The following is a 16,085-nucleotide window of genomic DNA, read 5'->3' as shown; positions in this document are numbered from 1 at the left end:
TTTCGTGGTACAACGGATCCGAACATTTTCCAACGTTCGGTTATGGAAAGCGATGGGCGATGCAGCGCACCAAAGGCAGACTTGCCGACGGCCGGGAAATCATCTGGTATGACGCAGGCGATCGTCACCGCATCCCCGCGGTGGACCGCCGCGATCTGCCCGAGGCAGTCACCAGCTCGCAGTTGCGTCGCGACCCACTGACCGGCGAATGGATCGCCATCGCCTCGCACCGCCAGACCCGCACCTATCTGCCACCCGCCGACGAGTGCCCGCTGTGCCCGTCGCGGACCCACCTGTCGGAGGTTCCGTCGACCGAGTACGAAGTCGTCGCCTTCGAGAACCGCTTTCCCTCCTTCGCGATGAACGCCGAGGCTCTGGACGCCGTCACCGACGGCATGGAGCAGTTGCGCGCCGGCGTCGGACGGTGCGAGGTCGTCTGCTTCACCAGCGACCACGACTCCACCTTCGCCGCGCTGACGCCCGCCCAGGCGCGGCTGGTCGTCGACGCCTGGGCCGACCGCACCTGCGAGCTGTCGCAGCTGGATGCGGTCGAGCACGTCTTCCCGTTCGAGAACCGCGGCCGTGAGATCGGCGTGACCCTGCAGCACCCGCACGGCCAGATCTACGCCTACCCCTTCGTGCCGCCGCGCGCAGCGCAGGAGCTCGCGGCCGCCACCGAGCACCACAGCCGCACGGGCAGAAGCCTGTTCGGTGACATCATCGATGCCGAGATCGCCTCCGGCGAACGCGTGGTCACGCAGAACGAGCACTGGGTCGCCTTCGTGCCGTTCGCGGCGCGGTGGCCGATCGAGGTGCACTTCTACCCCCGCCGGCAGGTGCCCGACCTACCTGCCTTGGGCGACGCCGAACGCGACTCGTTCGCGACGATCTACCTCGACGTGCTGCGCCGGTTCGACCGGTTGTACTCAGAGCCCACGCCATACATAGCGGCCTGGCAGCAGGCTCCGGTGCGACGCGACCGCGAAGTCGCCTGGCTGCACCTGGAGCTGTATTCGATCCGGCGTGGTGAGGGCAAGGTCAAGGCTCTCGCCGGTTCGGAGTCCGGCCAGGGCGCCTTCGTCAACGACGGCCTGCCCGAGGCGCTCGCCACGCGCCTGCGTGAGGTGGCACGGTGATCGCCAATCCCCCGGCTGTCGACGTGGACGCGCTCGTCGCGCGATTCTCGCAGCTGTATGACGGTGCTCCCGACGGCGTGTGGGCGGCACCGGGACGGGTCAACCTGATCGGCGAACACACCGACTACAACGGCGGTTTTGTGCTGCCGATCGCGCTGCAGCAGCACACGGTGGCCGTCGTGCGGCGGCGCGAGGACGCGGTCGTGCGCGTCGCGTCGGTGCAGGTCGACGACGGTCGTCCGGTGACGGTCGACCTCGACGACGTGGCACCGGGCGGATCGTTCGGCTGGGCGGCATACGTCGTCGGTGTCGGCTGGGCAGCACGTCAGCGGGACCTGCCGGTGAAGGGGCTCGACATCGTGCTGGCCTCGAATGTGCCGACCGGAGCAGGGCTGTCGTCGTCGGCGGCGCTGTCCTGCGGCACCGCGCGGGCGTGGTCGGACCTCATGGACTGGCAGCTGGCCAAGGAGTCGATCGCCGACCTCGGCCGCGATGCGGAGAACCACATCGCTGGCGCGCCGACCGGGTTGATGGACCAGTTGGCGTCGGTGTGCGGCCGCGCTGGTCAGGCGATGCAGATCGACACTCGCGCCGTCACGATCACCCACCTGCCGTTCGAGCTTCGGGACTCGCGGTTGAGCCTGCTGGTGATCGATTCGCACACCGCGCACACGCACGCCGACGGCGAATACGTGCAGCGGCGACGCGCCTGCCAGGAGGCGGCCGAGCAGCTAGGAGTCGAGCAGTTGCGAGATGTGCCGCTCGCCGGGCTCGAGCAGACGCTCGCGCCATTGTCGTCGCTGCTGCGACGCCGCGCGCGACACGTCGTCACCGACTCCGCTCGTGTAGAGCAGGTCGCCGCATTACTGCAGGACGGCGGCGATGTGCGCCGAATAGGCCCGCTGCTCAACGATTCCCACGCCTCGATGCGTGACGACTTCGACATCACCGCGCCGTCGGTCGATGCGCTGCAGCGTGCAGCGGTCGACGCAGGTGCCTACGGCGCACGCATGACCGGTGGCGGATTCGGCGGATGCGTGATCGCGCTGGTCGACAAGGATCAATGCGACGCGATCGCCGTTGCATGCGCGACGGCCGCCGCAGCCGGCGGTTTTCCAGCGCCGACGGCCTTCGTGGCCGAGGCGGGAGACGGCGCCGGCCGCCTGCGGTGAACGCCGTCACGTAGTGTCGGCCAGGTGAGCTACCGGGTGTGTTTCGTGTGTTCGGGCAACATCTGCCGATCTCCGATGGCGGAGATCGTCCTGCGGGCGATGCTGCCGGACGCCGGACTGGCCGACCAGGTCGAAGTCGACTCCGCCGGCACCGGCGACTGGCACGCGGGCGACCCCGCGGACCGGCGCACCGTCGCCGCGCTCGCGAAGGCCGGATACGACGGCGATCAGCATGTGGCGCGACAACTGGATCCGCCATACCTGCAGACCCGGGATCTGATCCTGGTTGCCGACAACGGCCACCTGCACGACGTCTTGCGTATGGCGGGGGCACACAGCACCGCACGCGTCCAACTGATGCGCGAGTTCGACCCCGAAGCAGTCACCGCCGGCACCCTCGAGGTGGATGACCCCTACTACGGCAACGCCAGCGACTTCGACCGCTGCTTGACCCAGATCGAGGCGGCGTGCGCCGGTGTCGTGGAGGAACTCAAACGCGAACTGCGCTGACAGGGCAGTGAATTGAGATCTATCACGCTGTGGCTGTGCGGCCTCAGTGGGCCGGAAGCAAATTCTGCGGGGCCCAGGTCACCCAACGCACCAACTCGGTGAGATCACGTAGTTTCTCCTGCGCGTCACTTCCACCGTCAGGGGGATCCGCGACCAGACGTTGCAGCGCGGCGACCAGCACCGTGTAGCGGGCCTCGTCGCATTCGGCGTCCGGCTCATCACGCCACAGGCGCCCCTCCTGCAGATCTTCCACGTGCACCACGAGCACCGACCAGGCGACATCAAGGGCGAGCGTCGCGATCGGATCGGCGTCCTCGCAGTCCCCAACCACGGCGTCGGCCCGGTCGAGCAACCGCTGCAGTGCGGCCGGATCGTCGATGACGTCGGCAGCGACAGCACGCAGACGCCGGCACACCGGTCCGGCCAGCAGCGCCGCGACAGGCACCAATTGCCGATCATCGCTGCATCTTCTGGCCATAAAGCAATGTTACGGAAGCGTAGGTAACAACATGGCCAATTCCACACGACGAATCAGTAAGAATCTCCGCAGCCGCCCAGGGTCGGGTGACTGACTTGCCAATGAGGGCGGCGGCGGCATACACCTGCCTTATGACTACCCGCACCACGATGTGGACCGCCGGCACACCATGCTGGGTCGACTGCGCCTTCGCGCCCGAGCACCGCGGCATGCACCACGCCCGCGACTTCTACGGCAAACTGTTCGGCTGGCACATCGAGGAGGGCCCGGAGGACACCGGTGGTTACCTGACCTGCCTCAAGGACGACCACGCCGCGGCCGGTTTGATGCCGCACATGAGCGAGGACCAGCCAACGGTCTGGTCGACCTACCTCGCGACCGATGACGTCGATGCCACCTGCAATGCGGTCCGCAGCGCGGGCGGGCAGGTCATCGTCGAACCGACGACTGTGACCGACCTGGGGCGGATGGCGTTCTGCGTCGACCCCACAGGTGCGGCCTTCGGGCTGTGGCAGGCCGGGGTCCACCGCGGTTTCGGGATCTACAACGAGCCCGGCTCGGTGGCGTGGAACGACCTGATGACGCGCGACCTGGCGACCGCTCGGGAGTTCTACGGCGCGGTCTTCGGCTACCAGTTCCAGGAGACCGGCCCGGGCTATGTCACGTTCAGCGTGCCGGGCAGCGGTCCGGTCGGCGGGATCCACCAGGCCGATGAACTGGCCGACGACGTGCCGGCAAGCTGGCTGGTGCACTTCTGCGTCGCCGACCGTGACTCCTCGGCACAGATCGCCCAGGAACTCGGCGCGCAGATCCTCATGACGATGGACACGCCCTTCGGGCCGGAAGCGCTCATGCAGGGCAAGCACGGTGAGGTCTTCTCGCTCATCGAGTTGATCGGGCAGTGACTCGGGGCCTGACTCAGGCCTGATGCAGCCCGGGGTCCAGGCTCCTGGGACGATGGTCGGCATGCGCTCGCTTGCTGATGCCACGCCGCCCATCGCCCTCGGCGCCCTCGACGGCCGCTACCGCGGCGCCGTTGCCCCGCTGGTCGACCACCTGTCGGAGGCCGCGCTCAACCGGCAGCGGGTGCACGTCGAGGTGGAGTGGCTGATCCACCTCACCGCCACCGGAGCGGTGCCGGGTGTCCGCCCGTTGACCGACGCCGAGGTCGCGAAGCTGCGCGACATACCGGCGCAGTTCGACACCGTCGACATCGTCGAGTTGGCCGAGATCGAGCGAGAGACCGTGCACGACGTCAAGGCCGTGGAGTATTACCTCAAACGGCGCCTGGCCGCGATCGTCGGCGACCACGACGCCGTCGGGCTGGCCGAGCTGATCCACTTCGGCTGCACCAGCGAGGACATCAACAACCTGTCGTACGCGCTGATGGTGCAGGGCGCCACGCAGCACGTCTGGCTGCTCAAGGCGATCGCGCTGGTCGACCAGATCGCAGCAATGGCAAGGGAATTGGCCGACGTGCCGCTGCTGGCGCACACGCACGGGCAGCCTGCGACGCCGACCACGATGGGCAAGGAGCTTGCCGTGTCGGCGCACCGGCTGCGTCGCCAGCTGCGTCGGATCGCCGGTGCCGATTACCTCGGCAAGATCAACGGCGCGACCGGCACGTATGGCGCCCACGTCGCCGCGGTGCCGTCGACCGACTGGATCACGGTCTCCAAGACCTTCGTGGAATCCCTTGGCCTGCGATGGAATCCGTTGACGACGCAGATCGAGAGCCACGACTGGCAGGCCGAGCTGTATGCCGACATCGCGCGCTTCAACCGAGTGCTGCACAACGTGGCGACAGACATGTGGACCTACATCTCGATGGGTTATTTCGCACAGTCCCGTGGCCAGGGGACGGTCGGCTCGAGCACGATGCCGCACAAGGTCAACCCGATTCGTTTCGAGAACGCCGAGGCCAACCTCGAGGTGTCGAACGCACTGCTGGACGTGCTCGCGACGACGCTGGTCACCTCACGACTGCAGCGTGACCTCACCGACTCGTCGATGCAGCGCAATATCGGCACGGCATACGGGCACTCGGTGCTCGCAATCGACAACGTCGGCCGCGGGTTGGCCGGGCTCGACGCGGCGCCTGCGGTGATGGCCGCCGACCTCGACGCGAACTGGGAGGTGCTCGGCGAACCGATCCAGTCGGCGATGCGCGCGCTCGGCGCCCAGGGTGTGCCGGGGATGGAGCAGCCGTATGAGCGCCTCAAGGAACTCACCCGCGGTCGGCGCATCACCGAGGCCGATCTGCGCGAATTCGTGCGCGGCCTCGGGCTGCCGGCGGACGTCGAAGAGCGCTTCCTGCAGATGACGCCTGCGACATACGTGGGCAAGGCACCCCAGCTCGTGGACTACCTCGACAACTGACGCAGGTGCACGACCGGCGGCGGCGCTGCAGCAGAACTCAGGGGCGTAGCAGGTAGCGGTGCAGGTGAGCGCCCGGCCGGCGCGAGTGGCTGATCACCTATTCGGCAACCCATCGTCGGCATGCGACTTTCCGATCTCTTATGCGGTGAGCCGACGTTCGTCACTGGGCGAACTGGACTCAACCAATGGAAAGATCGCCATCGTGGAAGCACACCAAGTGGCAGACGATCAGATCCTGTTGAGGATGTCGAGGGCTGAGGCCATCGTCCTGCACGAATTGATCGCATCGTCGGAGTGGTCAAGCGAACTGGAAAACCTTGAATTGCAACGCCCAGCGGAACGAGAAATCGTCTCTCGGATCCAGCAATCGCTCGCTCCTCTCATCTCGCAACTCGGCACGGATCACTACGGAACTGCCGTAGATGCAGCAATCAGCGAGATCGGCGACGTACATCGTGAGTAGTTTCTTGGGTTCCGCGTCTCTGGCGGCGAGCCTGATTCTGCAGATCCAGGTAAGCACGCCCGGCGACGGAATCTCGCGTGGGCCGATTCATTGAGCAGTCGCGACATCGAGCGCCGCGCGCATCGGACCGAATACCCCCAGCACCTCCGCATAATCCAGAAGCAAGGCCGCCCTTGAGCCGGAGGTTCGCAGATATCGATGGAGAGCCGAATGCGCGATCTGCTCGCCAAGTCGCTTTCGGAATCTCATGAGATCGACCACAGTCCTCGCTCCGTCGTAGACGCGTACAGGCTCGCCCGGCCCAGCCTCGAACGAGGTCAGCCCAAGCTCGAAAGAGGCTTCACCGAAACGGAACACCTTCACCGGAGGGTAGGCGATTACCGGCGTATGCGACTTTGTCGGAACCGCGATCTGTGTAGCAGCCGGCATCTCATCCGTGAGGTCGTGAATTGCTGCCGCCGAGATACAGCACACGACGGCCCGAGGTGAGCGATGCGCCACAGCGATCATGTCTGGGTACGAAGCCGGAGGAGCGTCTGTTCGCCGGAACACCCCGCGGGATAGTTCGATGATCTGGCCGCTGTCACGCCAGGCGTACAGATCTCGCGGGTGAACGCCGTGCGCCTTCGAGCCCTCCGACGTAAACGTCGACGGCAGCGTCTCGTCCAACTCCCTCATGGATAAAAACCTTACATGCTGATATTAGTCGTGAGCGCTTTTTATCCAAGGCTACCGAGACGTGCAAACGGACACACGACGGATCCGCTCGCCACAAGGCCGACCCATTCGCGAGCGAGATGACCGCCGGCGTGTACAAAGACGTATGAGCCACATCGACATCGCAGTGCAGGAGCGAGTCACGCGGGACGAATCCCAGGAGATCTGGCCCGTGTATGACGAGGTCTTCCACGACACGGCCAGCGAAGATGAGTGGCTGCAGTTCTGGGAAAAACATTGCAGCCGAACGGGATTCAAGGTTGCTCTCGCCCGAAGCGATGGCGACCTCGTGGCCTTCGCCTACGGATATACGGGGCAACCAGGTCAGTGGTGGACCGACCAGGCGATGGGCGTTCTCGATCCACAGGTGGCGTTGGAGTGGCTCGGTGGCCACTTCGAACTGGTGAGCATCGGCGTCATACCTGGCGTTCAGGGTCACGGCATCGGACGACGGCTGCTGGAGACGCTGACCACCGGGTTGACGCAGGAGCGCTGGATGCTGATGACAACCGCTGACGCCACCGATCCTGCCCGCCGTCTCTACGCCTCGGACGGTTGGATCGAGCTCGGTCCCGGCCTCAGCGCCGAGAAGGTCATCATGGGGAAGCTGAACAGCCGCGCCGCGTAGCCGCGTGACGCACACTGGGATCCATGGCCTCTCGCGCTTCCAACTTCTGCATCGACGCCGCCGACCCGTACGCACAAACCGTGTGGTGGAGTCAGGTGCTCGAGGACTTCCGAATGGACCCGGAGGACGAGCAGAGTCCCGGTGACGACGAGTGTGGGCTCACCGGGCCCGACGACAGGTATCTGTTGTTCTTGAAGGTGCCCGAACCCAAGACCGTGAAGAACCGCATGCATCTGTGCCTGCGTCCGACCGACCGCAGTCGCGACGAAGAGATCGACCGCATCCTGGGTCTTGGAGCCACTTTGGTCGACGACCTGCGAAGCGGCGACAAAGGCTGGGTCGTGCTGGCTGACCCGGAAGGCAATGAATTCTGCGTGCTGACGCCATTTCGTCGATCTGAGTGACCAGCTCAGTTCTCGCGCCGGGCAGTGCGACACCTGGGGATGTCGACAGCGACTGGATTCAAATCCGTTGTGCCACAATGAGTTCGGCGCGATGCTTACTGTCATGCCGGAAGTCGAGGTTGTCGTCGCACATTCTGAACGCGTGACACTCCGTGTCGGCGATGTCTTTGTGAAGATCGATGCCGATCAAGCGCGCCTCGACCGGGAGGTCGACGTCATGACCCGAGCGCCGGTCCCAACACCTGAGCTCGTATGGCGCAAACCACCCGCGCTCGCGCTCACAGCCGTGCGCGGAGCAGCGCTCGGGGTACTGGCAGAACCGTCGCCCGCGCCATCAGCGGCGTGGATCGCCACTGGCGCCGCCATACGTGCGCTGCACAACGCACCGCCGCCACCATGGCCGAGCAGCCAATGCCAACAGCGTCCCGTCGTGGGCAGCGACGGACAGGTCGGCTTTCCGCCGTTGTTCGATTCGGAGTGCCGGTGGCTCATCGCGAATGATGTGGCGCCGGCCGAGGTCGTCGAACGCAACCGTCAGATTGCGCGGGCGGCGTTGCGTCCATGGACGCCGGCGTTCATCCACGGAGACCTGCAGATCGTCCACGTCTTCGTCGACGGTGACCGTGTGACCGGCATCCTCGATTGGTCCGAGGGCGGCCACGGCGACGCGATGTATGACGTTGCCACGGTGACGCTCGCACATGAGGAGCGCCTCGACGATGTCGCCGCGGGCTACGGCGGCGATGTCGACGTCGACGTCATCCGGGCCTACTGGGCAATTCGAAGCTTGATGGAGATTCGGTGGCTGGTCGAACACGGTTACGGCGATCCCGCGACGTATCCCGAGCTGAGAGTGCTTCATTCGCTGGCCATCGACGCTTAGCCGAGTCGAGCGGCGTCGGCCAACGGAGACGCCACATACGCGGCTACCGCTTGATGGTCGGACCGCGGCATGAAGACGTAATCGACCGCGTGGCAGCTCCAATCGGGAGCGCATCTCGGCCGCGATGGGGGCTGTCCAAACAGATTGTGCGGTGCCCCAGCATGCGGGGCAGTGCAGAGTGACGGGACGATGTCAGGCGAGCGGCCGTCAGTCAGCGAAGAGGGCGCCGATCATGGTGCTGAGACCGCCCGCCAAGACATGCGCCTGAGTGAGCGGGATCCAGTAACAGCGAAAGGTCGGACCGTCACCGCCGTCCTCCGGATCTGGCTCCTGCCAAGTCCAATTCGCGGCTGTCGGAGTATCGGACGTCAATTCGAAAAAGTGACGATGAGCGACTTCGTGGCGGTACGGCGTAAGGTCGTAATCTGATTCCCCCAGCTTCCGCACTATCCGAAGATCGGTCATTCCCGTCTCTTCCCGCGCTTCACGTAGCGCCGCGGCTTCGGGACATTCACCGGCCTCAATCGTCCCAGCCGGGACCTGGACTCCGGTCACCTCCAACGGGTAGTCAGCGTGAGTGAAGACCAGGATTTCGTCGCCGACGACGACGTAGCAGACAACCTTTTCGCTCCGAGCCGTACCCACAGGCTCACAGTAGTCAGATCGCTTCCTGCCTACCGACGTCCATCCGGCACATTCATCCGCTCGTCAGCACAGCCGTCGCACCCTTTGGAGATCAGCAGGAGTTGACGCTCGATACGGTGGCTTCATGAATGCGTCGCGGGCGACTATGGACGACCTCGACTGGATCGTTGATCTGCTGGCTGACCGCCGCGCACCGCTCGTCAAGTACGCGCCCGTCTTCTGGCATCCTGCGCCCGATGCGAGGTCAACTCACCGATCGTTCATCGAGTACGTGATAACCGACGGCGGAGCTCGTGCCTATCGAACTGATCACGCAGTCCTGATTGCCACGCGACGCGCTGGCGGATGGCTGGTAGATGATGCCCACGTCACCGATCAACAGTGGTGCGAAACATCGGATGCTCACCAACTGTGGGAGGCGTTCACGGACGACTGTGAAGGTTCGGCAGTCCGATTCGTGTGCCCGGTACACGAACGCGAACGAGCCGAATTTGCGTCGACAGTAGGCCTCTCTTTGCAAGAGTCGTGGTGGTTGACGGAACTGTCCAACTCAGGTGGGCAAGCCGGACTTCAGGTCGATCTGCCCGGCGCTGTTGCCATGACTGTTGGCGCACCCCCCGTCTATGCCCCTCCCGGCCCAATCTTGTTCTTGCCCAAGCCATCCGACGCGACAACGGCCGTGCCAGCCGCCCTCGCAAAGAGTGCCGAGCTTGGTTGCGCCGTCGTTGTTGTGAACCAGCGTGCCGACGAACCTCAACTTGGTCGTGATCTGGAATCAGCGGGGCTTCGGCGGCATTGCGACTACTTCACCGGCACTGTCTAGGAGCACATACGGCCGGCCGCGTGCAGATCGAACAACTGAGCCGCCAGCCGGCCACCCGCCCTCAGGTTTGTGCGGCGTCCGCCTTGTGGCGCGCGTAGCTGCGCGCGGCGCGCATCCGATTGCCGCAGCGGTCGTTGTGCCAACGCCGACGCGGGTCGGTGCGCTCGAAGATCACGACACAGTCGTCGGCACCGCACTCCGCGAGGTCGACGGATGCGTCGGCTGCAAGCGAGATCGTCGCGGTCGCCAGGGCAGCCAGCAATTCATCGAGACTCTGCGGCTCGGCGCTGCCACTCCGGCTGAACCGCAGCGACTCGTTCCACGTCGCATCGAGCTGGGCCGCAACCGGTGCCGCGGCACTTGCCTCGTTCAGAAGTCGAACGTCATCGGCGCCTGGTGACTGCCCGGCGAGTCGCGACCGCAGCAGGCGCTGCGCTCCATCACGCACCTCCAGAAGGCGCTCGAATTCGGCACGCTTGAGGCCGCGGGGCTGGCGGTAGCCGGCGCTCTGCTCCAGCCAGAGGGACGCGATCGCCGGATCGCCGAGCTTCTCCACCACGCCCGAGGGTCTGTTCAGTCGCGTGTTGGCGAAGCCGAGGGCGGTCTGCTGGTCGAACATCAATCCAGCATAGTTCTAACGGGATCAATTGACAAAATCCGTGAGAAGGGCAATGATCACCTCATGGACAAAATCGAAATTTCCCGTGAGAGAAGCAATCTGGCAGTCGGCCTCGTCGGCGGCCCGACGATGGTGATCGACTACGGCGGCCTACGCCTGGTGACGGATCCGACCTTCGACGCGCCGAGCTCCCCCGACGGCCGCCTCGTCAAGCTCGAGGGCCCGGCCGTGACCGCCGATGTCGTCGGAACCGCGGATGCCGTCCTGCTCAGCCACGAAGCCCACTTCGACAACTTCGACCTGTCCGGTCGCGACTACGCAGCAGAAGCAGTCCGGACGATCACCGGTCTCCACGCGGCGGAACGAGTCAAGGGAAACGTGACGGGACTGGAGCCCTGGCAGACCGCTGAACTCACCCGCCCAAACGGTGAAAAGGTAACGATCACAGCGGTTCCCGCAGATCACGGACCGGCCGACGGTCTGCGCGACGAGTGGGACAACATCAACTGCGAGGTCGTCGGCTTCGTGGTCACATCGACCGGCCTGCCCAGCATTTACGTCAGCGGAGACAACGCGAGCATCGAGCGCGTGCGTGAGGTCGCCGCCGCCTTCCCGCAGATCGACATCGCGATCTTGTTCACCGGCGCCGCACGCGTCGACTTCAAGGAGCAGGGCCGGCCGCTGACCCTCACCGCCGAGCGTGCCGCCGACGCGGCGCTCATCCTGGGGTCGCCGCGGATCGTTCCGGCGCACTTCCGGGGCTGGAACCACTTCAGCCAAGGCCCCGACGACATGATTTCTGCATTCGAAGATGCCGGAATCCGCGAACGCCTCCAGGTGCCGGAACCGGGCATCTGGACCGTCCGCGATCCCGCCTGACGTGCGTACCTCAGCAGCATCCGCCCGAGGATCGGGCGACGGTGCCGCCCTGTCTCCCACGGCGACGCCCACCTCGACCCGACTGTGGTCACCAGGACTGGTCGCCATCTGCCTGGGCTATTTCATGGTCATCCTCGACACCACGATCGTGAATGTCGCCGTGCCCGCGCTGCGGGCGGGACTGCACACCGACGTCATGGGCGTGGAGTGGGTGATCGACGGCTACCTGCTCATGCTGGCGGCTCTGGTGCTGTCAGGTGGCGTCTTCGCCGACCGCTTCGGGCCACGTCGGATCTTCCAGATCGGGCTCGGGATCTTCGTCGCAGCATCAATCGTCTGCGGCATCGCACCTGACGTGCTCGTCTTGGTGATCGCCCGATTGATTCAGGGTGTCGGCGCAGCGATGTCCGTCCCTGCGTCACTGGCACTGTTGCGCGCCGCCTTTCCGGATGCCGGCCTGCGCGCGCGAGCGATCGGCCTGTGGGGAGCGATCGCGGGAGTCGCCGCCGCCTCGGGGCCGATCTTCGGTGGCATCCTCGTGACGACGATCGGCTGGCGGCTGGTGTTCTTCGTCAACGTGCCGATCGGCCTGGCGGCAATGCTGATGACCGCCCGGTATGTCGCGTCGCCCGCCGCCGACAAACGCCACCTCGACCCCGCTGCTCAGGTGATCGCGGTGCTCGCACTTGCCGCCTTGACGACGGCGTTGATCGAAGGCGGCGCGCACGGGATCTCCCCGTGGGTCATCGCCGCAGGCGTGACATTCGTGGTGGCGGTCGGTCTGTTCATCGTCACAGAACGTCGTTCGGCACATCCCATCCTGCCGCTGACGTTGTTTTCCAGCGCGTCCTTCTCTGCAGGCAACGCGATCGGGTTGCTCATCAATCTCGGCTTCTACGGAGAGTTGTTCGTGCTGAACCTCTATCTCCAAGAAGAGCGCGGGTATTCGGCGCTTCTTGCCGGATTCGCCCTGCTGCCGCAGATGGGAGTCGTCGCTCTCGGGTCGGCGTTGTCGGGCCGATTCACCGCTCGCGTCGGCAGTCCTCGACCCACCCTGCTCATCGGCCTGTTCGTCGGTGGCGCCGGCTTCGTGAGTCTGCTCGTGGCAGGTGCGCATACGTCATACGTGCTGTTGGTCGTTCCGCTGATCGCGGCAGGCTTCGGTATGGCGTTCACCATGCCCGCCGCCACGATCGCCGTGGTCGACGGTGTTCCCGCGTCACGGGCCGGACTGGCGTCCGGAGCGATCAACGCAGCCCGGCAATTGGGCGGCGTGATCGGCATCGCTGTGCTCGGCGCCTTGGTCACAGGCCACGGCTCGCAGTTCATCGACGGGCTTCATCTGGCTGTGGTGACTGCCGGCGGCGCATTCTGGCTGGGCGGTGTGATCGCTTTCGTCGCTGTGCGGAGACACACAGCGCCGCCGCGACCGATCTGACTCTCGGACATGGCCGGGCGTGCCGCCCTGGGATGGCCGTTCTGTATGACGCCGCGGCGTCATACAGAACGACATGCCGACAGGTGCAACGATCGCCAGCTGCGTCACAGGCATCCTTCAGGGACCGTCAATAGCGTCGCCGCCAAGGACAGCAAGGGGAGTGGCGATGGAACGCATAGTGTGCGGCTGGTGCCAGTCGCAGAACGACGTCGGCGGCACGAGCTGTTGGGCCTGCGGTGCGCCGCTCGACCAGAGCGCCAAGGTCACCGACTCCGGCTGGGCCGAGGCGCCGAAGCTGCGCGATCTGACCGAATTCAAGTTCTCGCAGTCGTCGTGCCAGATCGAGGGCGAGATCGTGCCGGTTGCCGAATTGGCTCTGGCACAAGGGGATTCGGTCTACTTCGAGCATCACGTGATGCTCTGGAAGGACTCCGAGACGCCGCTGACCGCGATGAACACCGGCGGCGGCATGCGACGGATGTTGGGCGGTATGCCGCACATCATCAACGTGGCCCACGGCCCCGGCCGGATTGCATTGTCGCGCGACGCCACCGGTGAGGTTGTCGTGCTGCCGTTGCACCCCTCGATGGAGATGGACGTGCGCGGACACGCCTTCCTAGCGGCGACCCACTCGATCCAGTACTCCTTCGTGCAGGTCAAGGGCATGGTCAACATGCTGCACGGCGGCCAGGGGATGTACATGGACCGCTTCGTCACCGCCGGCGAACAGGGTCTGCTGCTGTTGCACGGCTATGGCAACGTCTTCCAGAAGACGCTCGCCCCGGGCGAGAAGATCATGGTCGAGCCCGGCGGCTTCCTCTACAAGGACTCGTCGGTGCAGATGGCCACCGTGCAGCAGAACGTCCGCACCGGCATGATGCGCCACGGCATGTACCTCGCCGAGATGACCGGCCCGGGGCGCGTCGGCATCCAGTCGATGTACGTCCACCACGAGTGAGCGGCAGGTGAGGCGCTGATGACCACCACCGCTCCCGCGACCTACGTCTGCCCCTACTGCCGCGTCACCACCGACGGCATGGATCGCACGTGTCCGCACTGCGGCGCACCTGTGGACGTGGCCCTGCGCCGTACGTCCGGGGGCTGGATCGAGCAACCGCCGATCCGCGACATGGCCCGCCTGCAGTTCAACCGCTCGACCTGCCAGATCAGCGGCAGCTACGTGCCGGTGGCGGAGATGCGCCTGGACCAGGCCGATTCGGTCTACTTCTCGCACCACGTGCTGTTGCACGCCGACCCGCAGGTCGCGCTCGAAGCAATGAAGATGAGCGGCGGCTGGAACCGCATGATGGCCGGTATGCCGCTGATCATGATGACGGCCAAGGGACCCGGATTCGTGGCGTTCAGCCACCAGCACCCGGGCGAGACGCTCGCCATACCGCTGCAGCACGGGCAGGCGGTGGACGTTGCCGAGCACAAATTCCTGGTCGGCACGACGAACATCAGCTACGGCTGGCACGACCCGAACGTGTGGTACGAAACCGCTGACAGCGATGGCAAGGACCAAGAGATCCACCGCCCGATCGGCTACAGCATCGACCGGTTCACTGCCCAGGAAGGCCCCGGCCTGCTGCTGCTGCATGCGCCCGGCAACGTGATGGTGCGCGACCTCGCAGTTGGCGAGAAGGTGCTGATCCAGCCGTCCGCGTTCATCTGGAAGGACCCGAAGGTCAACCTGTTCCTGCACTTCGAATACCCAGGCGGAACCACATGGTTCAGCAACAACGCGCGCTGGGAGTCCAAGAACGTCTGGCTGAAACTGTCCGGCCCCGGACGGGTGGCGATGTCGTCGGTCTTCGAGCGGCCAGAGGTGGTCGGCCGAGTTCGGCGCTCGTCGCCGGCGTCGAATCGCCGCTGGTGATGCGGGCCCATACGCAGGTGACGTGGGCCGACATTGCGCAGTTGCCGGCGTGACCGACATTGCCGTCCGGACGCGAGCGACGTGTTCTGCACCCGCGCACGCGTCGCGCTAGCAGTGCTGCCGTTGTGACGGGTCCGGATTCCAGGTGCAGTCGTTGACGAAACCGGCAAGCAACGAGGCCAGTTGCACCGGCTGCTCCACCCACGGCAAATGCCCTGCCTCGGACAGCAGTTGCCAGCGTGCGCCATCGACCAGGTCGGCTAGATCATGGGCGTAGGTCCAGTGGCGAGGGTCGCGCTCGCCGTGGACGAAGAACGCAGGCAACCGCAAACTTCGCGCGGCGGCAGTGAGCCCGGCGTCCCCGAGCGCATCGACATCTCTCATCAGGCTGCGATTCGCCACCTGATTGATCGGATAGTCCAACTGTGCAAACTCGTGCGCCGCCGCTCGCCCCGCAATGGGATCGGCATAGTCGGTGAACCAGGACAGCTCTCGAAATTCCTGCTCCCGCACCCTGTCCCGATTGGGCAAGGACTCCAGATGTGCCAGGCGCCGGGCCTGCGTCGGGGACAGCCGACGCGCGATCTCTGCGCGGGTGGCCGTGCGCCAGTCGCCGATCCCGACACCACTGAGATAGACGAGCCCTGCGGTGGACTCCTGGTGGGCGCTCGCGTAGAGCAATGCCAGCGTCGCGCCGTAGGAGTGACCCAGCACGACCCACCGGTCGTGACCGAACGCAACGCGCAACTCCTCCAGGTCGGCGATCGCCCGCACCAGAGTCTGCTCATCAGAGGCGTCGGACGCACCACATCCACGCTGGTCGTACCGGTGGACGATCGTGTGCCTCGACAGCACTTGCGCCACCGGCGAGAGGTAGTCCCACAACCCCGGTCCACCGTGCAACAGCACCACGGGCGGCGCATCCGTGGGAGTTCCGCTGGTGCGTGTCGCCAGCGACACCCCGTCGGAGAGCCTGACTGAGCGGTCGGTCATATCGCGACCATACCGAGCACCGGCATGATCCACTCGTTC

Annotated in this window: 19 protein-coding genes; 14 read left to right on the top strand and 5 right to left on the bottom strand. The window is 65.5% G+C overall.

What is annotated here, in order from left to right:
* Nucleotides 1-59: 59 nt before the first annotated feature.
* The 3 genes from galT to BKA23_RS00375 are packed head-to-tail and all read left to right on the top strand — an operon-like array spanning nucleotide 60 to nucleotide 2,818.
* On the top strand, nucleotides 60-1,136 hold the full coding sequence (gene galT / locus BKA23_RS00385) for a galactose-1-phosphate uridylyltransferase (RefSeq protein ID WP_145224486.1): 1,077 nt from the start codon (nucleotides 60-62) through the stop codon (nucleotides 1,134-1,136).
* Complete coding sequence (gene galK / locus BKA23_RS00380; protein ID WP_246104380.1) at nucleotides 1,133-2,308, top strand: galactokinase; 1,176 nt, start codon at nucleotides 1,133-1,135, stop codon at nucleotides 2,306-2,308. Before galT ends, galK begins: the two co-directional genes overlap by 4 nt.
* 24 nt (nucleotides 2,309-2,332) lie before the next feature.
* A complete protein-coding gene (locus BKA23_RS00375; protein ID WP_145224484.1) occupies nucleotides 2,333-2,818 on the top strand; it encodes a low molecular weight protein-tyrosine-phosphatase in 486 nt (161 codons plus the stop codon).
* A 43-nt stretch (nucleotides 2,819-2,861) separates the two neighbouring features.
* Here BKA23_RS00375 and BKA23_RS00370 read toward each other — a convergent pair whose 3' ends face one another.
* A complete protein-coding gene (locus tag BKA23_RS00370) occupies nucleotides 2,862-3,296 on the bottom strand; it encodes a hypothetical protein (RefSeq protein WP_145224482.1) in 435 nt (144 codons plus the stop codon).
* 131 nt (nucleotides 3,297-3,427) lie between these two features.
* Between BKA23_RS00370 and BKA23_RS00365 the strand changes: the two genes are divergently transcribed.
* From BKA23_RS00365 to BKA23_RS17550, 3 genes are all read left to right on the top strand, one after another.
* Nucleotides 3,428-4,201: a VOC family protein gene (locus BKA23_RS00365; RefSeq protein ID WP_170226305.1), complete on the top strand. Its 774-nt coding sequence runs from the start codon at nucleotides 3,428-3,430 to the stop codon at nucleotides 4,199-4,201.
* Nucleotides 4,202-4,262: 61 nt separating this feature from the next.
* On the top strand, nucleotides 4,263-5,675 hold the full coding sequence (gene purB / locus BKA23_RS00360) for an adenylosuccinate lyase (protein WP_145224477.1): 1,413 nt from the start codon (nucleotides 4,263-4,265) through the stop codon (nucleotides 5,673-5,675).
* Nucleotides 5,676-5,733: 58 nt separating this feature from the next.
* Nucleotides 5,734-6,138 (top strand): hypothetical protein, encoded by a 405-nt coding sequence (locus tag BKA23_RS17550; protein ID WP_170226304.1) that lies wholly within the window; start codon nucleotides 5,734-5,736, stop codon nucleotides 6,136-6,138.
* Between the two features lie 87 nt (nucleotides 6,139-6,225).
* On the opposite strand, the gene BKA23_RS00350 is transcribed toward BKA23_RS17550, so the two are convergent.
* Nucleotides 6,226-6,816, bottom strand: coding sequence for a type IV toxin-antitoxin system AbiEi family antitoxin domain-containing protein (locus tag BKA23_RS00350; RefSeq protein ID WP_145224475.1), 591 nt, complete (start codon nucleotides 6,814-6,816; stop codon nucleotides 6,226-6,228).
* Between the two features lie 145 nt (nucleotides 6,817-6,961).
* Here BKA23_RS00350 and BKA23_RS00345 point away from each other — a divergent pair, with 145 nt between their 5' ends.
* The 3 genes from BKA23_RS00345 (at nucleotide 6,962) to BKA23_RS00335 (ending at nucleotide 8,770) form a co-directional block, all read left to right on the top strand.
* Entirely contained in the window at nucleotides 6,962-7,483 is a 522-nt protein-coding gene (locus BKA23_RS00345) for a GNAT family N-acetyltransferase (protein ID WP_145224473.1), read from the top strand.
* 23 nt (nucleotides 7,484-7,506) lie between these two features.
* Nucleotides 7,507-7,887 (top strand): VOC family protein, encoded by a 381-nt coding sequence (locus BKA23_RS00340; protein ID WP_145224471.1) that lies wholly within the window; start codon nucleotides 7,507-7,509, stop codon nucleotides 7,885-7,887.
* A gap of 142 nt (nucleotides 7,888-8,029) precedes the next feature.
* On the top strand, nucleotides 8,030-8,770 hold the full coding sequence (locus BKA23_RS00335) for a phosphotransferase family protein (RefSeq protein ID WP_246104379.1): 741 nt from the start codon (nucleotides 8,030-8,032) through the stop codon (nucleotides 8,768-8,770).
* A gap of 207 nt (nucleotides 8,771-8,977) precedes the next feature.
* Here the strand turns inward: BKA23_RS00335 and BKA23_RS00330 are convergent, their stop codons facing one another.
* Nucleotides 8,978-9,415, bottom strand: a complete 438-nt coding sequence (locus BKA23_RS00330; RefSeq protein WP_145224468.1) for an NUDIX hydrolase — start codon at nucleotides 9,413-9,415, stop codon at nucleotides 8,978-8,980.
* A gap of 124 nt (nucleotides 9,416-9,539) precedes the next feature.
* Here BKA23_RS00330 and BKA23_RS00325 point away from each other — a divergent pair, with 124 nt between their 5' ends.
* Nucleotides 9,540-10,238 carry a hypothetical protein gene (locus BKA23_RS00325; RefSeq protein ID WP_145224466.1) on the top strand — a complete coding sequence of 233 codons (699 nt, stop codon included), beginning with the start codon at nucleotides 9,540-9,542 and terminating at the stop codon, nucleotides 10,236-10,238.
* Nucleotides 10,239-10,299: 61 nt separating this feature from the next.
* Here BKA23_RS00325 and BKA23_RS17750 read toward each other — a convergent pair whose 3' ends face one another.
* On the bottom strand, nucleotides 10,300-10,857 hold the full coding sequence (locus BKA23_RS17750) for a CGNR zinc finger domain-containing protein (protein WP_145224458.1): 558 nt from the start codon (nucleotides 10,855-10,857) through the stop codon (nucleotides 10,300-10,302).
* Between the two features lie 63 nt (nucleotides 10,858-10,920).
* On the opposite strand from BKA23_RS17750, the gene BKA23_RS00315 reads away from it, so the two are divergent.
* The 4 genes from BKA23_RS00315 (at nucleotide 10,921) to BKA23_RS00300 (ending at nucleotide 15,053) form a co-directional block, all read left to right on the top strand.
* Entirely contained in the window at nucleotides 10,921-11,736 is an 816-nt protein-coding gene (locus BKA23_RS00315; RefSeq protein ID WP_211841549.1) for an MBL fold metallo-hydrolase, read from the top strand.
* A 1-nt stretch (nucleotide 11,737) separates the two neighbouring features.
* Nucleotides 11,738-13,174: an MFS transporter gene (locus tag BKA23_RS00310; protein ID WP_211841548.1), complete on the top strand. Its 1,437-nt coding sequence runs from the start codon at nucleotides 11,738-11,740 to the stop codon at nucleotides 13,172-13,174.
* 166 nt (nucleotides 13,175-13,340) lie between these two features.
* Nucleotides 13,341-14,132 (top strand): AIM24 family protein, encoded by a 792-nt coding sequence (locus BKA23_RS00305; RefSeq protein ID WP_170226303.1) that lies wholly within the window; start codon nucleotides 13,341-13,343, stop codon nucleotides 14,130-14,132.
* Between the two features lie 18 nt (nucleotides 14,133-14,150).
* Entirely contained in the window at nucleotides 14,151-15,053 is a 903-nt protein-coding gene (locus BKA23_RS00300) for an AIM24 family protein (protein WP_145224452.1), read from the top strand.
* A gap of 108 nt (nucleotides 15,054-15,161) precedes the next feature.
* On the opposite strand, the gene BKA23_RS00295 is transcribed toward BKA23_RS00300, so the two are convergent.
* The gene (locus BKA23_RS00295) at nucleotides 15,162-16,046 is read right to left on the bottom strand and encodes an alpha/beta fold hydrolase (RefSeq protein WP_145224450.1); all 885 of its coding nucleotides are present in this window, start codon (nucleotides 16,044-16,046) and stop codon (nucleotides 15,162-15,164) included.
* Between the last annotated feature and the right edge of the window lie 39 nt (nucleotides 16,047-16,085).

This window comes from Rudaeicoccus suwonensis (assembly GCF_007829035.1).
In the GTDB taxonomy this organism is placed as follows: Bacteria; Actinomycetota; Actinomycetes; order Actinomycetales; family Dermatophilaceae; genus Rudaeicoccus; species Rudaeicoccus suwonensis.
This window is presented reverse-complemented; position numbering and strand designations above follow the sequence as displayed.